Origin of the sequence: Frigidibacter sp. MR17.14, from assembly GCF_037095735.1 — a bacterium.
Lineage (GTDB): Bacteria > Pseudomonadota > Alphaproteobacteria > Rhodobacterales > Rhodobacteraceae > Frigidibacter.
Window position 1 is genome coordinate 652,968 of sequence record NZ_JBAWKD010000002.1, and the last position, 19,888, is coordinate 672,855.

The 19,888-nt window shown below is 71.3% G+C and carries 19 protein-coding genes; 6 read left to right on the forward strand and 13 right to left on the reverse strand.

All coding sequences use genetic code 11. The features are described from left to right. Positions 1-30: 30 nt before the first annotated feature. The 5 genes from V8J36_RS08285 to V8J36_RS08305 all read right to left on the reverse strand — a co-directional run bounded on the left by V8J36_RS08285 (position 31) and on the right by V8J36_RS08305 (position 5,517). Positions 31-843: a GNAT family N-acetyltransferase gene (locus tag V8J36_RS08285; RefSeq protein WP_336466815.1), complete on the reverse strand. Its 813-nt coding sequence runs from the start codon at positions 841-843 to the stop codon at positions 31-33. Next, complete coding sequence (locus V8J36_RS08290) at positions 843-1,556, reverse strand: SDR family oxidoreductase (protein WP_336466816.1); 714 nt, start codon at positions 1,554-1,556, stop codon at positions 843-845. Before V8J36_RS08290 ends, V8J36_RS08285 begins: the two co-directional genes overlap by 1 nt. A gap of 826 nt (positions 1,557-2,382) precedes the next feature. Then, positions 2,383-3,678, reverse strand: coding sequence for an arylsulfotransferase family protein (locus V8J36_RS08295; RefSeq protein ID WP_336466817.1), 1,296 nt, complete (start codon positions 3,676-3,678; stop codon positions 2,383-2,385). 2 nt (positions 3,679-3,680) lie between these two features. Then, positions 3,681-5,207: a sulfotransferase gene (locus V8J36_RS08300; protein WP_336466818.1), complete on the reverse strand. Its 1,527-nt coding sequence runs from the start codon at positions 5,205-5,207 to the stop codon at positions 3,681-3,683. A 1-nt stretch (position 5,208) separates the two neighbouring features. After that, entirely contained in the window at positions 5,209-5,517 is a 309-nt protein-coding gene (locus V8J36_RS08305) for a hypothetical protein (protein ID WP_336466819.1), read from the reverse strand. 564 nt (positions 5,518-6,081) lie between these two features. On the opposite strand from V8J36_RS08305, the gene V8J36_RS08310 reads away from it, so the two are divergent. Beyond that, positions 6,082-6,966, forward strand: coding sequence for a L,D-transpeptidase (locus V8J36_RS08310; RefSeq protein ID WP_336466820.1), 885 nt, complete (start codon positions 6,082-6,084; stop codon positions 6,964-6,966). A gap of 560 nt (positions 6,967-7,526) precedes the next feature. On the opposite strand, the gene V8J36_RS08315 is transcribed toward V8J36_RS08310, so the two are convergent. After that, the gene (locus V8J36_RS08315; protein WP_336466821.1) at positions 7,527-7,868 is read right to left on the reverse strand and encodes a cupin domain-containing protein; all 342 of its coding nucleotides are present in this window, start codon (positions 7,866-7,868) and stop codon (positions 7,527-7,529) included. 168 nt (positions 7,869-8,036) lie between these two features. Between V8J36_RS08315 and panB the strand changes: the two genes are divergently transcribed. From panB to V8J36_RS08330, 3 genes are all read left to right on the forward strand, one after another. Then, entirely contained in the window at positions 8,037-8,867 is an 831-nt protein-coding gene (gene panB / locus V8J36_RS08320) for a 3-methyl-2-oxobutanoate hydroxymethyltransferase (RefSeq protein ID WP_336466822.1), read from the forward strand. Then, positions 8,864-9,712 carry a pantoate--beta-alanine ligase gene (gene panC, locus V8J36_RS08325; RefSeq protein ID WP_336466823.1) on the forward strand — a complete coding sequence of 283 codons (849 nt, stop codon included), beginning with the start codon at positions 8,864-8,866 and terminating at the stop codon, positions 9,710-9,712. Before panB ends, panC begins: the two co-directional genes overlap by 4 nt. Before the next feature lie 909 nt (positions 9,713-10,621). Next, positions 10,622-11,287: a DUF1523 family protein gene (locus tag V8J36_RS08330; RefSeq protein ID WP_336466824.1), complete on the forward strand. Its 666-nt coding sequence runs from the start codon at positions 10,622-10,624 to the stop codon at positions 11,285-11,287. A 21-nt stretch (positions 11,288-11,308) separates the two neighbouring features. Here the strand turns inward: V8J36_RS08330 and V8J36_RS08335 are convergent, their stop codons facing one another. The 6 genes from V8J36_RS08335 to V8J36_RS08360 form a co-directional block, all read right to left on the reverse strand. Then, complete coding sequence (locus tag V8J36_RS08335) at positions 11,309-11,638, reverse strand: hypothetical protein (protein ID WP_336466825.1); 330 nt, start codon at positions 11,636-11,638, stop codon at positions 11,309-11,311. A 193-nt stretch (positions 11,639-11,831) separates the two neighbouring features. Then, positions 11,832-12,479 carry an aspartate/glutamate racemase family protein gene (locus V8J36_RS08340; RefSeq protein WP_336466826.1) on the reverse strand — a complete coding sequence of 216 codons (648 nt, stop codon included), beginning with the start codon at positions 12,477-12,479 and terminating at the stop codon, positions 11,832-11,834. A gap of 1 nt (position 12,480) precedes the next feature. Continuing rightward, positions 12,481-13,317: an ABC transporter permease gene (locus tag V8J36_RS08345; RefSeq protein ID WP_336466827.1), complete on the reverse strand. Its 837-nt coding sequence runs from the start codon at positions 13,315-13,317 to the stop codon at positions 12,481-12,483. Between the two features lie 2 nt (positions 13,318-13,319). After that, a complete protein-coding gene (locus V8J36_RS08350; protein ID WP_336466828.1) occupies positions 13,320-14,183 on the reverse strand; it encodes an ABC transporter permease in 864 nt (287 codons plus the stop codon). An 84-nt stretch (positions 14,184-14,267) separates the two neighbouring features. Further along, positions 14,268-15,533 (reverse strand): ABC transporter substrate-binding protein, encoded by a 1,266-nt coding sequence (locus V8J36_RS08355; RefSeq protein ID WP_336466829.1) that lies wholly within the window; start codon positions 15,531-15,533, stop codon positions 14,268-14,270. 92 nt (positions 15,534-15,625) lie between these two features. Continuing rightward, positions 15,626-16,600 (reverse strand): ABC transporter ATP-binding protein, encoded by a 975-nt coding sequence (locus V8J36_RS08360; RefSeq protein ID WP_336466830.1) that lies wholly within the window; start codon positions 16,598-16,600, stop codon positions 15,626-15,628. A 221-nt stretch (positions 16,601-16,821) separates the two neighbouring features. On the opposite strand from V8J36_RS08360, the gene V8J36_RS08365 reads away from it, so the two are divergent. Both V8J36_RS08365 and doeB read left to right on the forward strand, forming a co-directional pair. Further along, entirely contained in the window at positions 16,822-17,535 is a 714-nt protein-coding gene (locus tag V8J36_RS08365) for a GntR family transcriptional regulator (protein ID WP_336466831.1), read from the forward strand. 113 nt (positions 17,536-17,648) lie between these two features. Beyond that, on the forward strand, positions 17,649-18,692 hold the full coding sequence (gene doeB / locus V8J36_RS08370; RefSeq protein ID WP_336466832.1) for a N(2)-acetyl-L-2,4-diaminobutanoate deacetylase DoeB: 1,044 nt from the start codon (positions 17,649-17,651) through the stop codon (positions 18,690-18,692). 3 nt (positions 18,693-18,695) lie between these two features. Here doeB and V8J36_RS08375 read toward each other — a convergent pair whose 3' ends face one another. Next, on the reverse strand, positions 18,696-19,799 hold the full coding sequence (locus V8J36_RS08375) for an AbrB family transcriptional regulator (protein WP_336466833.1): 1,104 nt from the start codon (positions 19,797-19,799) through the stop codon (positions 18,696-18,698). Between the last annotated feature and the right edge of the window lie 89 nt (positions 19,800-19,888).

The following is a 19,888-nucleotide window of genomic DNA, read 5'->3' on the forward strand; positions in this document are numbered from 1 at the left end:
GGGGGGGCACGCGTGCCCCCCCGACCTGCCTCATCCAAGCTCCAGCGTCGCCACCGCGAGTCCGGTCCCATCCCCGCGCGGCGCCGGCCCCCGGTACATCCGCGCCGTCCCGAACGAGGCCCCGAAGCCCAGCGCCTGCAGCGGCGCGGTCAGGGCCGAGCCCTCAGGCAGGTCCACGACGATCTCGCCCACGCCCATCGCCGCCACCGCCGCACGGATCAGCGTCAGCCCCGCCGCGGCCTCCGGCGCGACCACCGGCCCGATCTTCGCCGCCCCCCGGCACAGCCGCAGCGTCGCGAAGCCGCCGTGGCCAAGGTAGGTCCGCCGCGAGGCCGCCGGCGCCAGCCAGGCCGACAGGAAGCGGCTGCGGTCATACCCCGTCGCGGCGCGGTCGAGCGCCAGAAGTTCCGCCAGATCGGCCGCCCCGGCCTCGCGCACCGCGGGGTCACTCCGGCCGTCGATCCGCCCCTGCCAGCGCCAGGTCTGGCCCGCCGGCGCGAAGCCCGATTTCACGTAATTCGCCTGCTGCGCCGGCACGCCGTCAAGGCCCACGGTGCGCTCCCCCGCATGGGCCAGCGCGTGGGACCAAAGCGCGAAGCCCACGCCCCGGCCCCGCCAGTCGGGCCGGCAGAGGTAGAGGCCAAGGAAAGCCATGCCCGGGTCGTGGTTCACCACCGAGATCGCGGCGACCATCTCGCCGCCCGCGAAGGCGCCGAAGAAACCCTCCGGATCCGCGGCGCGGAAGGCCGCGGCATCATCGAGCCCGGGGTTCCAGCCCTCTGCCGCCGCCCAGTCCATCGCCTGCGACAGCTCGGGCCCGGTCAGGACGCGCAGATCGGGCATCACAGGTCGCGGATGTCGGTGGCCGGTTGCGTGCCGAAGGCCTCGGACAGCAGGTGGGCGACGATGGCGGCGGCCGCGGCCTCGGGGCTGGCCAGCGCGCCCTCGGCCTTCATCGCGACGAAGCGGTCCAGCGCCGAGAAACGTTCGGCCGGGGTGGCGCGGATCGTGCCCTGCATCTCGGTGTCGATGACGCCGGGGGCGAGGCTTTCCACCCGCAGCCCGGCCAGCGCGTCCTCGACGACCGAGCGGGCGTGGTGGTCGAGCGCGGCCTTGGTCGCGCAATAGACCGACCAGCCGCTGTAGGCCTTGCGGGCGGCTCCGCTCGAGATGTGGCAGAGCCGGCGGTCGGGCAGGCCGGCGGTGGCGGCGATCATCGCCTCGGCCAGCATCAGCGGCGCCGCGACGTTCAGCGCGACGGCCTGCGCGACGGCGGCGGGGGCGTTGGTGCCGGCGGGGCCGATCGGCTCGACCATGCCGGCGTTGTTCACGAGGATCGCGGGCCCGGTGCCGCCGGCGAGGAAGTTCGCAAGCTCGCCCCCCGCCAGCCAGTCGCCGACCGCGGCGGTGTCGGACAGGTCCAGCGCCACCTCGCGCAGCCCCGCCGCGCCCGAGCGGCGGCGCGAGACCGCGAGCACCTCTGCCCCCGCCTCGACCAGTTCCGCGGCGATGGCCGCGCCGAGGCCGCGGCTGTGACCGGTTACGATGGCGCGCATGGCGATCCCCTTCTGCATTCGGCAAATCCGGGCGCGAGACTAGCAGCGGGTCCGTCAGGCACAAGCTGTTGTCATGCAGCGTCTTCGCCGGGCCGCGGGGCGGCTCCCCGCCCGGTCGGGCGCGGTGCCACCGCCTCTGCGCGGGTGCCGGCTCCGGCGGCCCCGGGGCGGTGGTTGCAATGTGCCGCGCCCCCGCGCCCCTCGCTAGGAAGGTGAGCGTGCGGATTGCGGTCCGCGTGTTCGCTTTGCCGCGTCCGGGGGCGGCCGAGAGTGCCGAGGCCCGGGTCCGCAGAAGGACGATCACCAATCCGGGGCCCGCGCCGTTCGGACGAGCGCCCGGTTCAAGGCCAAGGCGCAGGGTGCGCCAACCGGGGGCACCTGAGGCAAGGGCGGAACGTGACATCGCGATCCCGTCCGGCGGCGGCCGCTGCGGGCCGGGTCACCCCGATCCGTCGCGACGCGGCGGGCACGGAAGCAGATCGGCGCCCCCGATCCCGCGGCCGACAAGCTGGCGCCGCTGCGGGCCGGGTCGCCGGCAAGCCGGCCGGACACAAGGCCGCGAGGAGAGTGGCGCCGGACTTCGTCGCAAGCGCTTCGACCCCGCCGCGCGGGGATCAAAGGGGTGCGGGGCGCGCGAGAGAGCCGAGGGCGCAGCTTGCGCCACCATCCGCCCCGCTGCCTGTCCCGAGGGCGCAACCGATCGCCGGTCCCGGCATGGCTACCGGTTCGGACGATCCCAAACCGCGGCCCCCGGGCTCCCGATCCGCCACGCCGTCGTGTCCCCTGCCCGCCACGCGCGCCGCGAAGGCCCGGCGCGGGGCGCGGGTCAGAGCTGCCCGGAGCCGCCCTCGGCCGCGGCGGTGACCTCGCAGCGCGGGCGGCCGCCCTCGAAGAAGTCGGGCGCGACGTGGCGGGCCTCGGTCACGATCAGGTTCTGGCGCGCGTCCCAGCCCATGTCGCGTTCCCAGACCAAGGCGCCGTCGGCGGTGATCTCGAACACGCGGCCGTGCTGGGCCTCGGTGATCAGGATGTTGCCCGAGGGCAGGACCTGATGCTTGCCCCGCTGCCAGCTGTAGAAGGGCAGTGCCTCGCTTCCGGCGAAGACCACCGCGGTCTCGTGCGTCTTCGGGTCGACCCGCAGGATCCGCGAGCGGCCCGAGCCGGTGTGGTTGTCGAAGACGGTGATCGTGCCGTCGGGCTGGAAGTCGGGATCGTGCTGCTTCAGCCAAGGCCCGTGCTGATACCACTTGAAGCGCCCGGTCCGGCGGTCGGCCACCGCGATCATGTTGATCTCGCGCAGCGAGACCAGCAGGTCGCCCGGCGCGAACATCGGGAAGGCCGCGGCCATTTCGGGGGTCAGCGTCTCGACATCATTGGCGTGGAACGGGTCGCTTTCGTAGGTCAGCGGCGCCTCGCCATAGCCGACATGGGTGCGGATGCCGATGATCCCCTCCTGCCCCGCGCCGGCGCGGATCATGTCGCCGATGCTGACAAGATCTGTGACCGCCCCCGTCTCGAGATCGACATGGGCGGCGGTGTCGCCGCGCCAAGTCAGCAGGCCGGGCGCCCCGTCGGTGCCGGGGTCGGGACTGATCGTGTGGTGGAAGTCGCCCGGCGTCGACCACATCGGGGTGCCGCAGGCGTCGAAGCGGGCGATGGCGTGGCCGCCGTCGAAGGTCGCGATCAGCGAGCCGTCGGCCTCGACCTCCATCCCGTGCAGCATGGTGTTCAGCGGGTTCGGCCCGCCCGGATCGGCCTTGGCATAGTCGATCGGCCATTCGTGGACGACGCTGCCGCGCTCGTCGAAGAGGGTCACGGTGAAGGGCGCGCGCGCCTGATCGCGCGAGAGCCCGGCGACGAGGGTGAAGCCCGGCGTCACCCGGTCGGGCTGCGCGACGGTGAAGCGCTCGGCCGCGCCGGGGTGGCGGGCGGGCACGAGATGGCGCGTGGGCTCGAGCCCGACATCGTTCTTCCAGTTGGCCCGCAGGTCCGCGACCGTGTCGAGCGCGAGCGTGATCTGCGGGTTCGGAAACCAGTCGTTGCGGGCCGCGACCACGCCGTAGCCGGCGGCAAGCACCGCGACCGAGACGGCAAAGGCGGCAAAAGGGGCCTTCTCGGGCATGGTCAGGCCTCCGCCCGCGCGCGCGGGCGGCGCAGCGGCACCACCGGCGCCGGGGCGCGGATCAGGCAGCGCGCGATCAGCGCGGCATGGACCTCGCGCACGCGGGCCAGCAGCGCGCGGTCGGCGTCCTCGGGCGGCGCGGCGGGACGCGGGGCGCGGAACCGCGGCGCGGTGGCGGCAAGCGCCGCGCGGTCCTGCAGGCCCAGCGCCCGCGCCAGAACAGGCAGGTGGCGCCGGGGATCCGCGGACAGCGCGTCATGGTCAAGGAACACCGCGCCCGCCCCCGCAGTGGCCAGCACGCCCTCGTGGACGTCGGCCCAGTAGCGCAGCCAGAAGTCGGGATGCGCGGCCTCGTCCCCCGCAGGCGGGGCGCCGTCGAACAGGATCGGGCGCAGGGCCTGGCCGAATTCGAAATGGCCGATCCCCTCCATGTAGCGCCGGCCGAAGGGTTCTTGCGCGTGCAGGCGGCCGAAGCGCGCATGCTGGCGCATCAGCGAGCGGACATGCGCCATCGGGTCGCGCACCGGGATCAGCAGCGTCGCATCGGGGCAGATCCGCTGAAGGTAGCCAAGCCGCGCGATCGAGGCGTTGTTCTTGGCCAGGTAACGCTCGGCCCCCGGACGGGTGGCCACGACCTTGGCGCGGTACAGCTCGAAGAACCGCTCGAAGGCCGGGTTCGCGGCCTCTTGCGGCCAGGGGCGGATGTGGTCGCGGGCGTACTGGTCCTTCCAGAAGGCGAGCCAGGCCATCTCTTCGAAGGCCTCGGGGCTGTCGAAGCCCACGGTCAGCCCGTCGCCATGCGCCCGCTCGACCGCGTCGGCCGGCTTGCGGAAGCCGCGGGTCAGTTCGGACCACATCAGCGGGGCCAGCGCGAAGGGCATGTGCCGATAGGTGGCGGCGGCGAATTCGCCCTGCCGGGCCAGCACCTCGAGCAGGATCGTGGTGCCGGCGCGCGCGAGCGATGTGACGAAGACCGGGCGGCGCGCGGTGGCAAGGTCGATGCGGTCGGCGTAGCGGTCGGTCTCGACCTGGGCCAGCGCCTTCTGCAGGCCAGGCCCGGCGAAGGCCAGCCGGTGCAGGGCGCGGTCCGCCCGGCCATAGGGAATGTCGTCCGGGCGGGCGGCGCGCTCGCCCTCGGGACGCCGTCCGCGGCCTGCCTTCGGCAGCGCGACCCACAGCGCGGTGGCGATCGCGCCCGAGGCCAGCAGGAAGACCCCGTCCGAGGCCAGCGCCAGCGCCTCGGCCATCGTGTAGAGGCCAAGCGCGGCCCCCGCCCAGACGATCAGGCCCGACAGGCCCAGCGCCGCAAGGCCGATGCCGCCGATGCGGAAGAAGCCCAGGAACAGTCGCCCCGCAGCGGCGCGCATCGCCGCCTCTTTCTCGGCGTCGCCAAGATCGGGGGCGGCCATGGTGGCGCCGGCGGTCCGGGCCGTCGCCACCAGCCGCGCGCCGACATCCTCGGCCCGCATCAGTTTCAGCGAGGTCACGAAGGCCAGCAGGCCAAGGCCCAGCGCCACCAGCGTCGCCATCTCAGCGCTCCCGATCGCCGGGCAGATCGGTGCCCGCGGAGGTGGCCGTGGACGTTGCTGGGCGGCCGCGCCGCAGCAGCCGCTTCACCGGATACCAGACGAAGCCCACCAGCGCGAAGAAGACCGCGCCGATCAGCGCGAGCACGGTGCCGATGGCGGTCAGCCCGGCGCCGGGGCCGACATAGGCCTGCGCCATGCCGGGCAGCGCCAGCGCCAGCGCGCCGGCGAGCAGCGCCGCGAGATGGGGAGAGAGACGCCCGGACCTGCAGGCGGGACGGCGGGCGGGTTGCAGCGGGGTGGTCGGGGTCATGCGGGTCTCCTCTGGGGGCCGGTCCGCCGGGGGCGGGGCGGGTCCTGACAGGCGGTCCGGCGCGGCGGCGGCGGAAAACGCTTCTCCGCGGCGGGGTGTCCAATGGGTCTATGTCCTTCCCGGACCCGGGGTCCGCAGCGAATTTCGGCTGCGGCGAATTCCTGCGAGGCCGCGGCGCGCGCCGGCAGGGATCGGCCGGGGCGGCGGGCCTTGGCGCGGGGTCAAGGGGGTGGCCCCGGCGCACCCGTCACGAAGCCGCGACCGCACCGGGACCGGGGCGTGATCGCGCCGCGCGAATCCCCGCGCCGGCCCGGCAGGCAAGGGCCGCGCCGGTGCAACCATTCCCGAAACGAAGCGCTGCGCGGGCGGTGGGCGCGGGCCGCGCAAGAGGGATTCCTGCACCGCCCCCGCCTGAATCTCCGGGCGATGGAACCGCGAGGGGTTGACGGACCTTTCGCCCATGTCCTGATAGGGCGTCGCCCTCCGGGGCGGGTCGGGCAGCTGCCGCCCGGGCCCGCATCACCCCCCCGGCAGAGCCTAAACGAACGAACGAGGTATCCCGAGGTGATCCTTCTGAACACCCGCACCCGCCTGGCCGCTGCGGCCATCTCCCTGCTCGCGCTCGCGGCCTGCGGTGGCGGACCGGTCAACGACGCCGCGCCGCGTCCCAACAGCGTGCCGCCCGAGGTGGCCGCGCGCTACCAGGCGATGCCCGATGGCGAATACACGATCCCGGCCGTCGATACCGGCTATCTGAACGATGCGACCGTGCGCAAGGAAGTGGCCTACAACGGTCCAGACAGCCCCGGCACCATCGTCGTCGACCCCTATGCCCGCGTGCTCTACCACGTCGAGGAAGGCGGCCGCGCGACTCGCTACGGCATCGCCGTCGGCCGCGAGGGCAAGGGCTTCTCGGGCGCCGCGGTGATCAACCGCAAGGCCGAATGGCCGCGCTGGACGCCGACCGCGAACATGGTCCGGTCCGAGCCCGAGGTCTACGGCCCCGTCGCCGGCGGCCTGCCGGGCGGTCTCGAGAACCCGCTGGGCGCGCGCGCGCTCTATCTCTACCGCGGCGGGCGTGACACCTACTACCGGATCCACGGCACCAACAACGCCTCGACCATCGGCCGCGCCACCTCGGCCGGCTGCATCCGGCTTTACAACCAGGACATTGTCGATCTCTTCGCCGCGACCGAACTGGGCTCGCCCGTGAAGGTGCGCACCCCCGACGAGTCGATGGCTCTGGAAGGCGAGATGGTCGAAGGGCCGGACGGGCTGATGATCCCGATGGCCTCGCTGAGCCCTGAAGTGCAGAACCAGATCCGCATGGGCCAGACCCCCTGGCCGGCCTTCTTCGCCGGCAGCTCGATCAGCCCGACGAACTCGATCGGCTCCGAGGCGGCGCTGCAGGCGCACAGCATCAACGACCAGGCGCCGCTGACCAACTGAGCGCGGCGCGACGGCACGAGACGCGGGCGGGGGAGACCCCGCCCGTTGTCGTTTGCAGGGGCCGGCCGCTGGGCCGTCTGATCGCGCGGCGGGCCGCATCCGGCCGACCCTGGTCTTTGACCGCCGGGCCCTTCCCGCATCCGCGACACGACGCCCGGCTTAGCGCTGCGACCGGCTGCCGATCCCCGGGATGCTGGACGACACCGACCGGATCCGCGGCCTGCGCCGCTCGGTCGTTCGGTCTTGGCTGGTGAAACCGCGCAGGTGGCGATGGTCCGCGAGGAACCGGGATCGAGGCCTCGCCACCCGGGCCGCCGCTGTTCGTCGACGCCCTGTTTCCCGCGAGGGCAGTGCCGGCCACGATAGTCCGGCGATCTTCGATCCTGCCTTCCCGCCGGCCGCCCGGGTCGCGCCCGGTGTCCTCGGTCGCCCCGGCCGGCCACGGCTGATCCCCTAAGGTCCTGTGGCGCCACTCGTCCGCGGCTCCCCCGCGCAGCGCCGGGCCGGAGGCCCCGGGCGCAGGGGGTCCGGGGGAGGCCGCGCCTCCCCCGGCACCTGTTTCATTCGAGGATCACGAAGTCCTTCAGCATCGTCTCGACGCAGTGCCAGATCCCGGTGAACCCCGGGCGGATGATCAGGCTGGTGCCTGCGGCCAGCCGCGTCTCGCTGCCGTCGTCGCCGATCAGGATCGACAGGCCCGAGTGCACGCGGATGTATTCCCACTCGGAATAGGACACCTTCCACTTGCCGGGGGTGCATTGCCACATGCCGCAGTAGAGCCCGTCGCGGTCCTCGGCCAGCCAGGTGGTGTGCTCGGGATCGCCCTCGATCACGATCTCCGGGTCGGGACGCTCGACCTCGGGCACCAGGGTGGAACGATCGAACGTCTGGATGGTCTGCATGGGGCCTCCTCGGGCTGTCGCGCACCGGTCGCGGCGACCGGCAGGCGCAGGTCTAGCCGCCCGCGGGGGGCGCTGTCAGCCCTTGCCGGGCGACTGCGACGAAAAGGTGGTTGGAACGCGCCCCCCGCCCGTCTAGAAACCGCCGGACACCGCGGGGGAGGACGATCCGTGAGCGCACAGTCGGAAGCGGGCCGCAGGCTCACCCCCTCGGAGATCCGCGCGCGCAAGGGCGGCCAGCCGATCGTCTGCCTGACCGCCTACACCACCCCCGTCGCCCGCATCGCCGACACCGCCTGCGACCTGGTGCTGGTCGGCGATTCCGTGGGCATGGTGCTGCACGGCCTGCCCGACACGCTGGGCGTCACGCTCGAGATGATGATCCTGCACGGCCGCGCCGTGGCCCGCGGCCTTGCCCGCGCCTGCATGGTCGTCGACCTGCCCTTCGCCAGCTACGAGGCCTCGCCCCAGCAGGCCTTCGCCGCCGCCGCCCGGGTGATGGCAGAGACCGGCGCGCAGGCGGTGAAGTTGGAGGGCGGCCAGCACATGGCGGAGACCGTCGCGTTCCTGGTGACCCGCGGCATCCCGGTCATGGGCCATGTCGGGCTGACGCCGCAGGCGGTGAACACGCTGGGCGGCTACAAGGTGCAGGGCCGTGGCGCCGCCGGCGAGCGCATCGCCGCCGACGCCCGCGCGCTGGCCGAGGCCGGGGCCTTCGCGGTCGTGCTGGAAAAGGTGCCCGAGGGGCTAGGCCGCCGGATCACCGAGGCGCTGCCCGTCCCCACCATCGGCATCGGCGCGGGCGCGGCCTGCGACGGGCAGGTCTTGGTGATCGACGACATGCTGGGCCTCTTCGCCGCGTTCCGCCCGAAGTTCGTCAAGCGCTATGCCGAGCTTGGCCGCACCGCCGAGGCCGCCGTCGCCGCCTATGCCGAAGAGGTTCGCGCGCGCCGCTTCCCCGCCCCCGAACATGTCTTCGCCGACGAGGGAGAGACGAAATGACCGACGCCGTCCCGATCATCCGTTCGCTGTCCCAGCTGCGCGCCCTGACGCGAGCCTGGCGCCGCGCGGGCGAGCGCATCGCGGTGGTGCCGACGATGGGCGCGCTGCACGCCGGGCACATGAGCCTGGTGACCGAGGCGAAGGCCCGGGCCGAGCGGGTGATCGTGACGATCTTCGTGAACCCCAAGCAGTTCAACAGCCGCGAGGATTACGAGAAATATCCCCGCACCGAAGAGGCCGACGCGCGGCTTCTGGCGCCCTATGCGGTCGATGCGGTCTTCGTGCCGCCCGAGGACGAGGTCTATCCGCCGGGCTTTTCGACCACCATCAGCGTCACGGGCCTGACCGGGCCGCTGGAAGGCAGCTTCCGCCCCGGGCATTTCGACGGGATGACCACGGTGGTCACCAAGCTTCTGACCATGACATCGGCTGACCGCGCGATGTTCGGCGAGAAGGACTGGCAGCAGCTGCAGGTCGTCACCCGGCTGGCGCGCGACCTGAACCTCGACTGCGAGATCGTGCCCTGCCCGACGATCCGCGAAGAGGACGGGCTGGCGCTGTCGTCGCGCAATCAGCGGCTCAGCGCCGCGGAACGCGCGATGGCCGCGGCCCTGCCCCGCGCGCTGTTCGGTGCCGCGGTCGAGATCCTCGAGGGCCGCGCGCCCGACACCGTGCTCGAGACCGCGCGGGCGGCGATCCTTGCGGCGGGATTCGGCTCGATCGACTATCTCGAGCTGCGCGACGCCGAGACCTTCGGCCCCGCCCATGCCGGCCGCCCCGCGCGGCTTTTCGTGGCCGCCTGGGCGGGACCGGTGCGGCTGATCGACAATATCGCCGTGGGCTGAGCGACGCGCAGGCCGTTTTGGCCGCGCGGGTTCGCCGCGTGGCTTCCGGCCCGGCGACGTCAGGGATCATTCCCCGCACGCCCCGCCACGGGCCGACGCGCTGGCGGCGGGGGGCGCCTGCTGCAGGCCCGCCTCCCGACGCAGGCGCCGCGCGACGCTTGGCATGCCCCGCCTGCGCAGGCCACGCGGCTTCCGCGCCCGCCGCGCGCCCAGAGATGTCCTCTTGTTCCGTCCGCGGGTCCTTTTGGAGCACCTTTGCAACGACCGAAGACGCAGCCCGGGACCGGCGGACCATCGATGGCGACCTCGACCGCGGCTCCCATCGCCGCAGGCCCGATCCCGCGCTCATGCGGTGCCGCGGCTGGTGTTACGGCACGCAACCCGGCAGACAGCATCCGTTCAGACCGCGCTCCACGGCCCAAGCGGCACGCACCGCACCGCACCGCACCGCACCGCACCGCACCGCACCGCACCGCACCGCACCGCACCGCACCGCACCGACGCCATTCCTGCCCGGCCTAAGATGCAATCGCACTGTGCCAGCGGCCAACCCTGCGACGCGCCAGCGGCACGGACCCGACAGGCCTACCAAGGCCGCAGCAGCCGTGCCGCACGCTCCGGCTCGACACGGTCCGTGACCAGCCGAGCCGGCCCGTTACCTGCCCTGCACAGGCTCGCGCGCCCGCCCGCGCGTGTCAGACGGCTTCCGTAGCGCCGCCGCGCGCTTCCGCGCCCCCCCTGCCCCGTGCCGACCGTGGCTGTAGCCATCACACCGGCCCTCTCCTGCACGCCCCCTGCGTGCACCGTCGTGCCGGGCGTCGATGCGCCGCCCCCTGCACGCCGGGCGGGACTGGCACCTGCCGGTCCGATCCCCCATATTGATCGCGTGGTTAACCGGGGGCAGGACCGATGCGTTACGTGAAATGGGGCGGGCTCGCGCTGGTGGCGCTGATCGTCTTCGGCTTCCTGCACTATACGCTGCCGCGCCATGACATCGTGCGCATCGTCGACACCGACACCCGGCGCATCGACTTCGGCAACAACGCGATCTTCTGGCAAGCGGCGGAGTCCGGCACCGCGCGCGACCAGGTCACCCGCGACGTGAAGTTCATCGAGACGGTGCGCGAGAACGGCAAGCCCTTGGTGTTCCGCAACGAGGACACCGGCTGGGGCTGGCCCTTCTACTTCAAGTTCGACAGCTACGACCTGCAGACGCAGGCCGCGAACCTGCGCTCGACCGAGGCCGCGCCGCAATGGGTGCAGGTCACCCGCTATGGCTGGCGCAACCAGTATTTCACCATCTTCCCCAACGCGATGTCGCTGAAGCCGGTGGCCGGGCCCGAGGTGCGGATCATCCCCTGGTTCAACATCATCTTCCTGACGCTGGTCGTGCTGGGGCTGCTGACCCTGCGCCGGCTCTGGCTGAACTTCACCCGCCGGCGGATCGAACCCGCGCTGGAAGGGCTGGGCGAGGGCTGGGAAGGTCTCGAGCATCGCGGCGCCGATGCCGCACGGGGCGCGCGCACCGCCACGGGCCGGATGAAGGCCCGCCTGAAGGGCTGGTTCGGCGGCTGAAACGCCGAACCGCAGGGGCCGTCAGCCCTCGACTTCGGGGGCGACGGTCAGCGTGGCGCTGCGGCCCGCATAGCGCAGCGCGAAGCGGGTCAGCGGCGGCGGCACCATCCGCTCGACCACTTCCGAGGTGACCATGAAGCCCGCATCGCGCAGGAAGTCGATGACCTCGGGCCCGGCGATCGGATCGCCGCCCAGCACCCGCACGTTCACGTCCGAGATGCCATTGAGCCGCCCGAGCAGGAAGGTCTCTGCCGCGGGATCGAGGAACATCGGCTCGCGGGTGAAGCGCCGCTTGCCTTCGGGGCCGGCCGCGGGAGTTCCCTCCAGCGGTTCCATGCCTTCCATATCCATGCCTGTGCCCTCTCTCTGGCCCGTCTATCCCCCGGTTGATCCGGGGGCCGCGGGGCTTTGCCGACTCTGCCGTCCCCTAGGGCTAACACCCGGCGGCTGAGTCCTGCAAACATCCAGTCAGCTTTCGGCGGTATCCGGCTGCCGGGGGTCGATTTCGGCGAGCCCCCGCCGAGAGGTATGACGACCGGCCCCGTCAGGGCGCGAGCGCGACCGACAGCCGCGCCGCCGCCGCCACCCCGTCGACCAGCCGCGCGCGGAACCGCGGCTGCAGCAGGTCGCGCAGCGGCGCCATGCCCGCGCAGCCCAGCACCAGCGCGGCAGGCGCGTCGGCCGCCTCGGCCGCGGCCAGTGCGCCTGCCAGCCGCTCGATCGTCGCGGGCCCCGCGGGTTCCAGGTCCAGCACCGGGATGCCGCTGGCATGGACCTTCGCGCAGACCGACGACAGGCCATAGGCGGCGATGTTGTCCTCGATCACCGGGACAGAGACCTGCAGCGTCGTCACCACGGAAAAACGCCGCCCCAGCAGCGCCGCGGTGTGGAAGGCGGCCTGGCCGATGCCGATCACCGGGCAATGCGCCGCCGCCCGCAGCCGGTCGAGCCCGGTGTCGTCGAAGCAGCCGATCACGATCGCCTCGGCGCCGGCAGCCGCGGCCGCGGGCAGCCGCGCAAGCAGGCCCGGCACCGCGGCCTCGCCATCCGCCGCGCCCTGGATCGCGGGCGGGCCGTCGTGGTTGGTCCAGCCGATGACCTCGTGCCCGGGCACGGCGGCCCGCGCGGCCTCGACCATCGCCTCGGTCATCGCCTCGGTGGCATTCGGGTTCAGATAGAGGATGCGGGTCACGTCAGACGCCCTTGCCTGCGTCCGACCCCAGCCGCGCCTGACGTTTCGCCCCGATCCAGAGCACCGCCATGAACACGCCGATCACCAGAAAGGAGAAGACCGTGGTCAGCGTGCCCAGCGCGAAGATCACCGGCGTGGTGACGTTGGTGGTCATCCCGTAAATCTCGAGCGGCAGGGTGTTGTAGCTGCCCGAGGTCAGCAGGGTGCGGGCGAATTCGTCATAGCTGAGCGTGAAGCCGAAGAGCGCGACCCCGAACAGCGACGGCGCGATCATCGGCACGACGACGTGGCGGATCGTCTGCCAGGCGGTGGCGCCCTGGTCGCGCGCCGCCTCCTCGTAGGCCGGGTTGAAGCGGTTGAAGATCGCGAACATGATCAGAAGGCCGAAGGGCAGCGTCCAGGTCAGCTGCGACCCGAAGCCCGAGGTCGCCCAGTGCACCTCGAGCCCGGACTGCGAGAAGATCAGCCCCACGCCCAGCGACACGAGGATCGAGGGGATCACCAGCGCGGTGATGATCAGGTAGAACAGCGCGCCCGAGCCCGCGAATTTCTTCCGGAACGCCAGACCGCCCATCAGCGCGATGACCACGGTCGCGACCATGACCATCAGGCCGAGCGCGAGGCTGCGCCGGAACGCGCCCCAGATGTCGCCCACCGCCTGCTGCTCGAAAAGGTCGCGGAACCAGTAGAGCGAGACACCGCGCATCGGGAAGGTCAACCCGCCCTCGGGCCCCTGGAAGCTGAGGATCGCGATGGTCAGCGTCGGCCCGTAGAGGAACAGCAGAAACAGGGCGAAGAAGGCCGCGAGCAGGTAGAAGGACTTCGGACGGGGTTCCATGCTCACAGCTCCTTCCGGATGTCGACGAAGCGCAGGAAGATGGCGATGGTGATCAGCACGGTCGCCAGCAGCACCACGGATGTCGCGGCGGCCGAGGGGTATTGCAGCAGCGCGATGTCGTTCGAGATCAGCCGCCCGACGTTGGCCGATTGCGATCCCGACATGAAGCGCACGGTGATGAAATCGCCCATGACCATGGTCACGACGAAGATCGTGCCGATCATGATCCCGGGCTTGCAGAGCGGGATGATGACGTTCCACAGCGTCTGCCAGCCCGTGGCGCCGGCGTCGTTGGCGGCCTCCAGCAGCGAACGGTCGATGCGCATCATCGTGTTGAAGATCGGCACCACCATGAACAGCGTGTAGAGGTGGACGAAGGCCAGGATCACCGAGAAGTCCGAAAACAGCAGCCAGTCCAGCGGCTGGTCGATCACCCCCCAGGCCATCAGCGTCGAATTGGCGATGCCGTTGCGGCCCAGGAACGGGATCCAGCTGATCATCCGGATGATGTTCGAGGTCCAGAACGGGATCGTGCACAGCAGGAACAGCGCCGTCTGCCACCCGGTCGAGCGGATGTGGAAGGCCAGGAAATAGGCGATGGTGAAGCCGATCCCCAGGGTGAAGACCCAAGTGATCGCGGCATATTTCGCGGTGTTCAGGAACACCCGGTAGGTCACGTCCGAGCCGAAGAGGAACTCGTAGTTCTCCAGGCTGAAGGCCGGCACGATCGAGAATTCGGTCGCGGTCCAGAAGCTGACCACGGTGATCATGACGATCGGCAGGATCAGGAAGAAGAACAGCACCACCACCAGCGGCGAGGCCAGAAGCCACCCGCTCAGGTGCCGCGATTTCAGCAGGCGCTCCATGATCCCTCTTTCGGCTTGGCGGAAATACTCTCGGGGGGTGCAGGGGGGCAGACAGCCCCCCTGCCTCTTCGTCACGCGCGAGGCTCAGGCCGCGATGAACTCGTTCCACTTGCGGACCATGTACTGGTTCTCGTCCATGACCGCGTTCCAGCAGGCGACATGGCCCATGCGCTCGTAGAACGAGCCGCCGTCGCGCAGGTCGCCGGCCTTGGCCATCGCCTGTCCTTGCGGGTTGGTGATGGTGTCGGTGGCGGGCTTGCCCTCGAACCAGTAGCCCCATTCGTTCTCGCTCATGTGCTCTTTCGAGGTCTCGGGGACCGCCGAATAATAGCCCTGGCGCATCAGGAAGCCGCCGACCCAGCCGGACAGATACCAGTTGATGTATTCATAGGCCGCATCCAGCTGGATGCCCGACAGCGCCTTCGACAGGCCGATGCCGCCGCCCCACGAGCGGTAGCCTTCCTTCAGCGGCTGGTAGACGCAGTCGATGCCGCGCGACTTCACGGCGGTGATCGCGGGCGACCACATCGACTGGATGACGACCTCGCCGGAGGCCATCAGGTTCACCGACTCGTCGAAGGTCTTCCAGAAGCTGCGGAACTGGCCGGCACGCTTGGCCTCGGTGAAGATCGCCATGGTCTTGTCGATCTCTTCGCGGGTCATGTTGCCCTTGTCGCCGTACTTGATCTCGCCCATCGCCTCGCAGACCATGGCCGCGTCCATGATCCCGATCGACGAGATGTCGAGGATCGAGGCCTTGCCCTTGAACTCGGGGTTCAGAAGCTCGGTCCAGCTTTCGATCGGGCGCTTGATCAGGTCGGGGCGGATGCCCAGCGTGTCGGCGTTGTAGATCGTCGGGATGAGGGTCATCCAGCCGGTCTCTTCCTTGGCGAAGTCCTTGCCGCCCGGGCCCGAGGTGAAGCCCACGGTATGCGGCGCGGTGCCCTGCGCGATCACGCTTTCCGGGGTCAGCTTGCCGTTGCGGAAGATGCCCACGATCTTGTCGTAGTTCTTGATCTTCGAGACATCCATCGCCTGCAGGTTGCCGGTCGGCCAGACCTTCTTGCAGATCCAGTACTCGATGTCGGCGATGTCGAAGCTGTTGGGCTGGGTGGCGGCGCGCTGGGTGACGGCGTCGCTGTCGAGCGCGGTCATCTCGAGCGTGAAGCCCAGGTCTTCCTTCACCTTCGCGGCGACCTCGTTGAGGTTCGACACGCCGGTGCCGAACTGGCGCAGCGTGACGTTCTTGATGTCCTGCGCCCAGATCATCGGCGCCGGGAAGGCGGTGGCGGCAGCGACGGCCGCGCCGGTCTTCAGCAGGCTGCGGCGGCTGTAATGGTTCTTCTTCATGTCGTCCTCTCCTGTGGGTCTTTCGGGCGGGTCCCTCTCCGGCTCCGCCGCGTTTCAAAGGGTGTCAGGCGTCGGGTGTCAGGCGTCGGCTTTCAGGCGTCCAGGCGGTGCACCCGCGCGGGGTCCCAGACGAAGCTGACGGCATCGCCCGGCGCCTTCGGATCGGCGAAGAAGGCGGCCTCGGGGATCAGCGCCAGGATCTCCTGCGCCCCTGCCGCCTGCCCGGTCACCGCCACATGCGCGCCCTGGTATTCGACCGCGCGCACGACGGCCTCGGTCCCTCCGGGACCGATCCGCACCTCGTCGGCCCGCACCGCGACCTTGCCCGCGGGCAGCGCGATCACGTTGTGCCCGCCCATGAAACGGGCCACGAATTCGGTGCGCGGCGCGTTGAACATCTCGCGCGGCGACCCCGCCTGCTCGATCACGGCGTTGTTCATCAGCACCATCTCGTCGGCCAGCGCCAAGGCCTCGTCCTGGCCGTGGGTGACATGGATGAAGGTGATGCCCAGCTCGCGCTGCAGCCGCTTCAGCTCGGCCCGCACCTTCAGCCGCAGGAACGGGTCCAGCGCCGACAGAGGTTCATCCAGCAGAAGCACCTGCGGATCGGTGATCAGCGCGCGGGCCAGCGCCACGCGCTGCTGCTGCCCGCCCGACAGCTGCGCCGGGCGCCGCTCGGCCAGCCGCACCATGTCGACCAGCTCCAGCATCTCCATCGCGCGCTTGCGGCGGGTCTCGGCGGCGATGCGCTTCATCTTCAGGCTGAAGGCCACGTTGTCGACCACCGACAGATGCGGGAACAGCGCATAGGACTGGAACATCATCGCCGTGCCGCGCTTCGCCGGCGGCAGCTTCGCCACGTCGGTGCCGCCCAGAACCACCGCGCCCTCGGTCACGCTCTCGTGCCCGGCGATCATGCGCAGCGTCGTCGACTTGCCGCAACCCGACGGGCCCAGCAGGCAGACATAGCTGCCGCCCCGGAACAGATGCGTCACCGCGTTCACCGCCGTGGTCGCGCCATAGCGCTTGGTCACGCTGACCAGCTCGAGATCCTGCCCTGTCCGCATCGCGCCCCCTGCACCTGTCTTCACCGATGCTGCGCCGGCCTTTCGGCAGGGCGGGAACGAAAAGCGCGGCGAAGAGCCCGGATTTCTTTCGTGCTGAAAGCTTGGGCGGATCGGATCGGGTCCAGCTCTCGATTGCATCCAAAATTGTATACAACCTCCAATACGAAGCCTCCGACACTGCCGCGCTTGAGCTTTCCCGCCGCTGTCGCGAGAATCATTTCATGGACCAGAGCCCTGCCCTTTCCGCCGCGCCCGCCCGCGAAATCCCCGCGACCAGCGAGGCCGTGGCCGAAGATCTGGCGCTGGCGATCCACGAGCATCGCCTGCCGCCCGGCACCAAGCTGAGCGAGGACGAGGTCGGCGAGATCTTCGGTGTCAGCCGCACGGTGATCCGCGCCGCCTTCCAGAAGCTGTCGCATGACCACCTGATCGTGCTGAAGCGCAACCGCGGCGCCTTCGTTGCGCAACCGACGGCCCGCGAGGCGCGCGAGGTGTTCGAGGCGCGCGCGCTGCTGGAACCGCGCACCGCCCGCTCGGCGGCCGAACGGGCGACGCCGGCCGACCTCGCCGCCTTGCGCCGCCACATCGACGACGAGCACGCGGCGTTGCATGCCGGCGACATGGGCCGCGCCCTGCGCCTCTCGGGCCTGTTCCACATCGAGATCGCGCGCATCGCCGATCAGGACACGATCTGCGAGTTCATCACCTCGCTGATCTCGCGCTCGTCACTGATCATCTCGCTCTACTGGCAGCGCCGCACCGCGATCTGCGAGAGCCACGCCCATGACGCGCTGCTGCGCGCGCTCGCCGACCGCGACGGCGCCCGCGCGGAAGAGCTGATGAAGAGCCATCTTCTCGACCTGCTGTCCTCGCTCGACCTCAAGAGCGCGCCCGAGGCCAGCCCCTCGCTGCGCGCCGCCCTGCGCCGCGACTGATCCCTCTTTCGCATTGGCCGAAATATCCCGGGGGAGCGCGGCACGCGCGGGGGCAGAGCCCCCTCTTGCCTTCGTCCCGCCGCGCCCCCACCCTCCCCGCACCGGAGGATGCCATGCCCGATCCCGCCAAGCACGACCCAGCCCTGCCCGCCGCAGACCTGCCGCCCTCACCCGTCGTCCCGACCATCGCGCTGACCGGCGACGGCAAGCGCCACGGTCACCTGCGCCTGCCCTACAGCCGCGACGACAGCGCCTGGGGCTCGGTGATGATCCCGGTCTCGGTGATCGCCAACGGTCCGGGCCCGACCGCGCTGCTGATCGGCGGCAACCATGGCGACGAATACGAAGGCCCGGTCGCGCTCTGGGATCTGGCCCGCAGCCTGACGCCGGATCAGATCACCGGCCGGGTGATCCTGCTGCCCGCCCTGAACCAGCCGGCCTTCGCCACGGCCGGCCGCACCTCGCCCATCGACCGCGGCAACCTGAACCGCAGCTTCCCCGGCCATCCCGCCGGCACCGTCACCCAGAAGATCGCCGATTTCGTCACCCGCGCGCTGCTGCCCGAAGCCGACATCGTGCTCGACATCCATTCCGGGGGCCGCACGCTCGACTTCCTGCCCTTCGCCGCCGCGCACGAACTGCCCGACCCCGCCCATCAGGCGCGCTGCGTGGCCGCGATGCGCGCCTTCGGCGCCCCCTTCTCGATGGTCATGCGCGAGATCGACGCGGTCGGCATGCTCGACACCACCGCCGAGGCGATGGGCAAGACCTTCGTCACGACCGAGCTTGGCGGCGGCGGCACCGTCACCGCCGCCTCAGCCGGGATCGCGTCCCGCGGGATCCGCGGGCTTCTGGCCCATGCCGGCATCCTGCCCGCACCCCGACCAGACCCGGGCCCCGCGCCGTCGCGGCCGCTGTCGATGGCCGACGACCGCGCCACGCATGTCGCGCCGGCCTCAGGGCTCTGCCAGCCGCTGCGCGACCTTGGCGAGCGGGTGGCAGAGGGCGAGCCGCTCGCGCTGATCCACCCCGCCGACCGGCTGGGGGCCGAGCCTGTGACGGTCCGGGCGCAGATGCCGGGGCTGCTCGCCGGGCGGCATTTCCCGGGGCTGGTGAAGCTTGGGGATTTCCTCGCGGTGATCGCGACCGAGCTCTAGCGCTCAGCCGCGGTGGCCGGTCCAGCGCATCGCGATCCGGGTGATCCAGGGGCCGAAGAGGATGACGATCACCGCCCGCGCGGTCTGCATCGCCATCACGAAGGCCACGTCGACCTTGGTCGAGGCGGCGATGACCGCCACGGTGTCGAGCCCGCCGGGCGAGGTCGCCAGATAGGCCGACAGCGGATCGATCCCCGCGAAGCGCACGAGCAGCGCCGCAAGCCCGCCGCAGATCGCGACCAGCACAAGGATCATCGCCAGCACCCGCGGCAGCGCGCGGGCGGCATGGGCGATCACCGGCCGGTCGAAGCGCAGCCCGACCCCCCAGCCGATCGCGGCATAGCCCAGCGCCAGCATCAGGGGCGGCAGGTCGATCTCCATGAAGCCCGCATCCTGCAGCGCGGTGCCGATGAAGATCGGCAGCAGCAGCGGCCCCGAGGGGATGCGGATCCACTCGGACAGCCAGACCGCCCCGACCGCCAGCGCCATCGTCGCCACGAAAGGCACCGCCTGCGGCAGCACGAACCAATGCGTCCCCGGCGCCGAGCCGCCGGCGGGCGCGCCCAGCTCGCGCGCGATGATCGCCGCGGCCGAGGCCACGATCAGCACGCGGGTGTATTGCATGACCGCCACCAGCCGCTGGTCGGCGCCATATTGCGCCGACATCAGCGTCATCGCGCTGGCGCCGCCCGGCGAGGCGCCCCAGAGCGCGGTGGTGCCCGGCAGGATCCGCGCCCGCGCCAGCAGCACGCCCAGCCCCATCGCCACCGCGATCACCGAGACGACGCCGCCCAGGAACAGCGGCCAGCGCCCCGCGATCTCCTGCAGCACCGGCAGCGACAGCGAATCCGCGACCATGCAGCCGACGAGGGCCTGCGCGAAGCGGTAGGGCAGCCCCGGCAGCACCAGCCGCGCGCCCCCCAGCCCGCAGAGGATCCCCGCCAGCATCGGTCCCAGCAGCAGGGCCGCCGGCAGCCCGGTCTGTTCCAGCAGCACGACGAAGACCAGCGACATCGCCGCCAGCAGCAGCCAGCGCAGCGCAACGGGCATCCGCCCCAGGCGGGTGGCCCCCGGGGCGGTCGGCGGATCGGACGGTACGGGGGTCATCGGGCAGGCTCCGGCTGTCGCAGGGCGCGGGGGGGGATCGGCCCCCTGCCCGGGGATGGCGTCATTCGCGGCGGCGAGGCCGGGAGAGG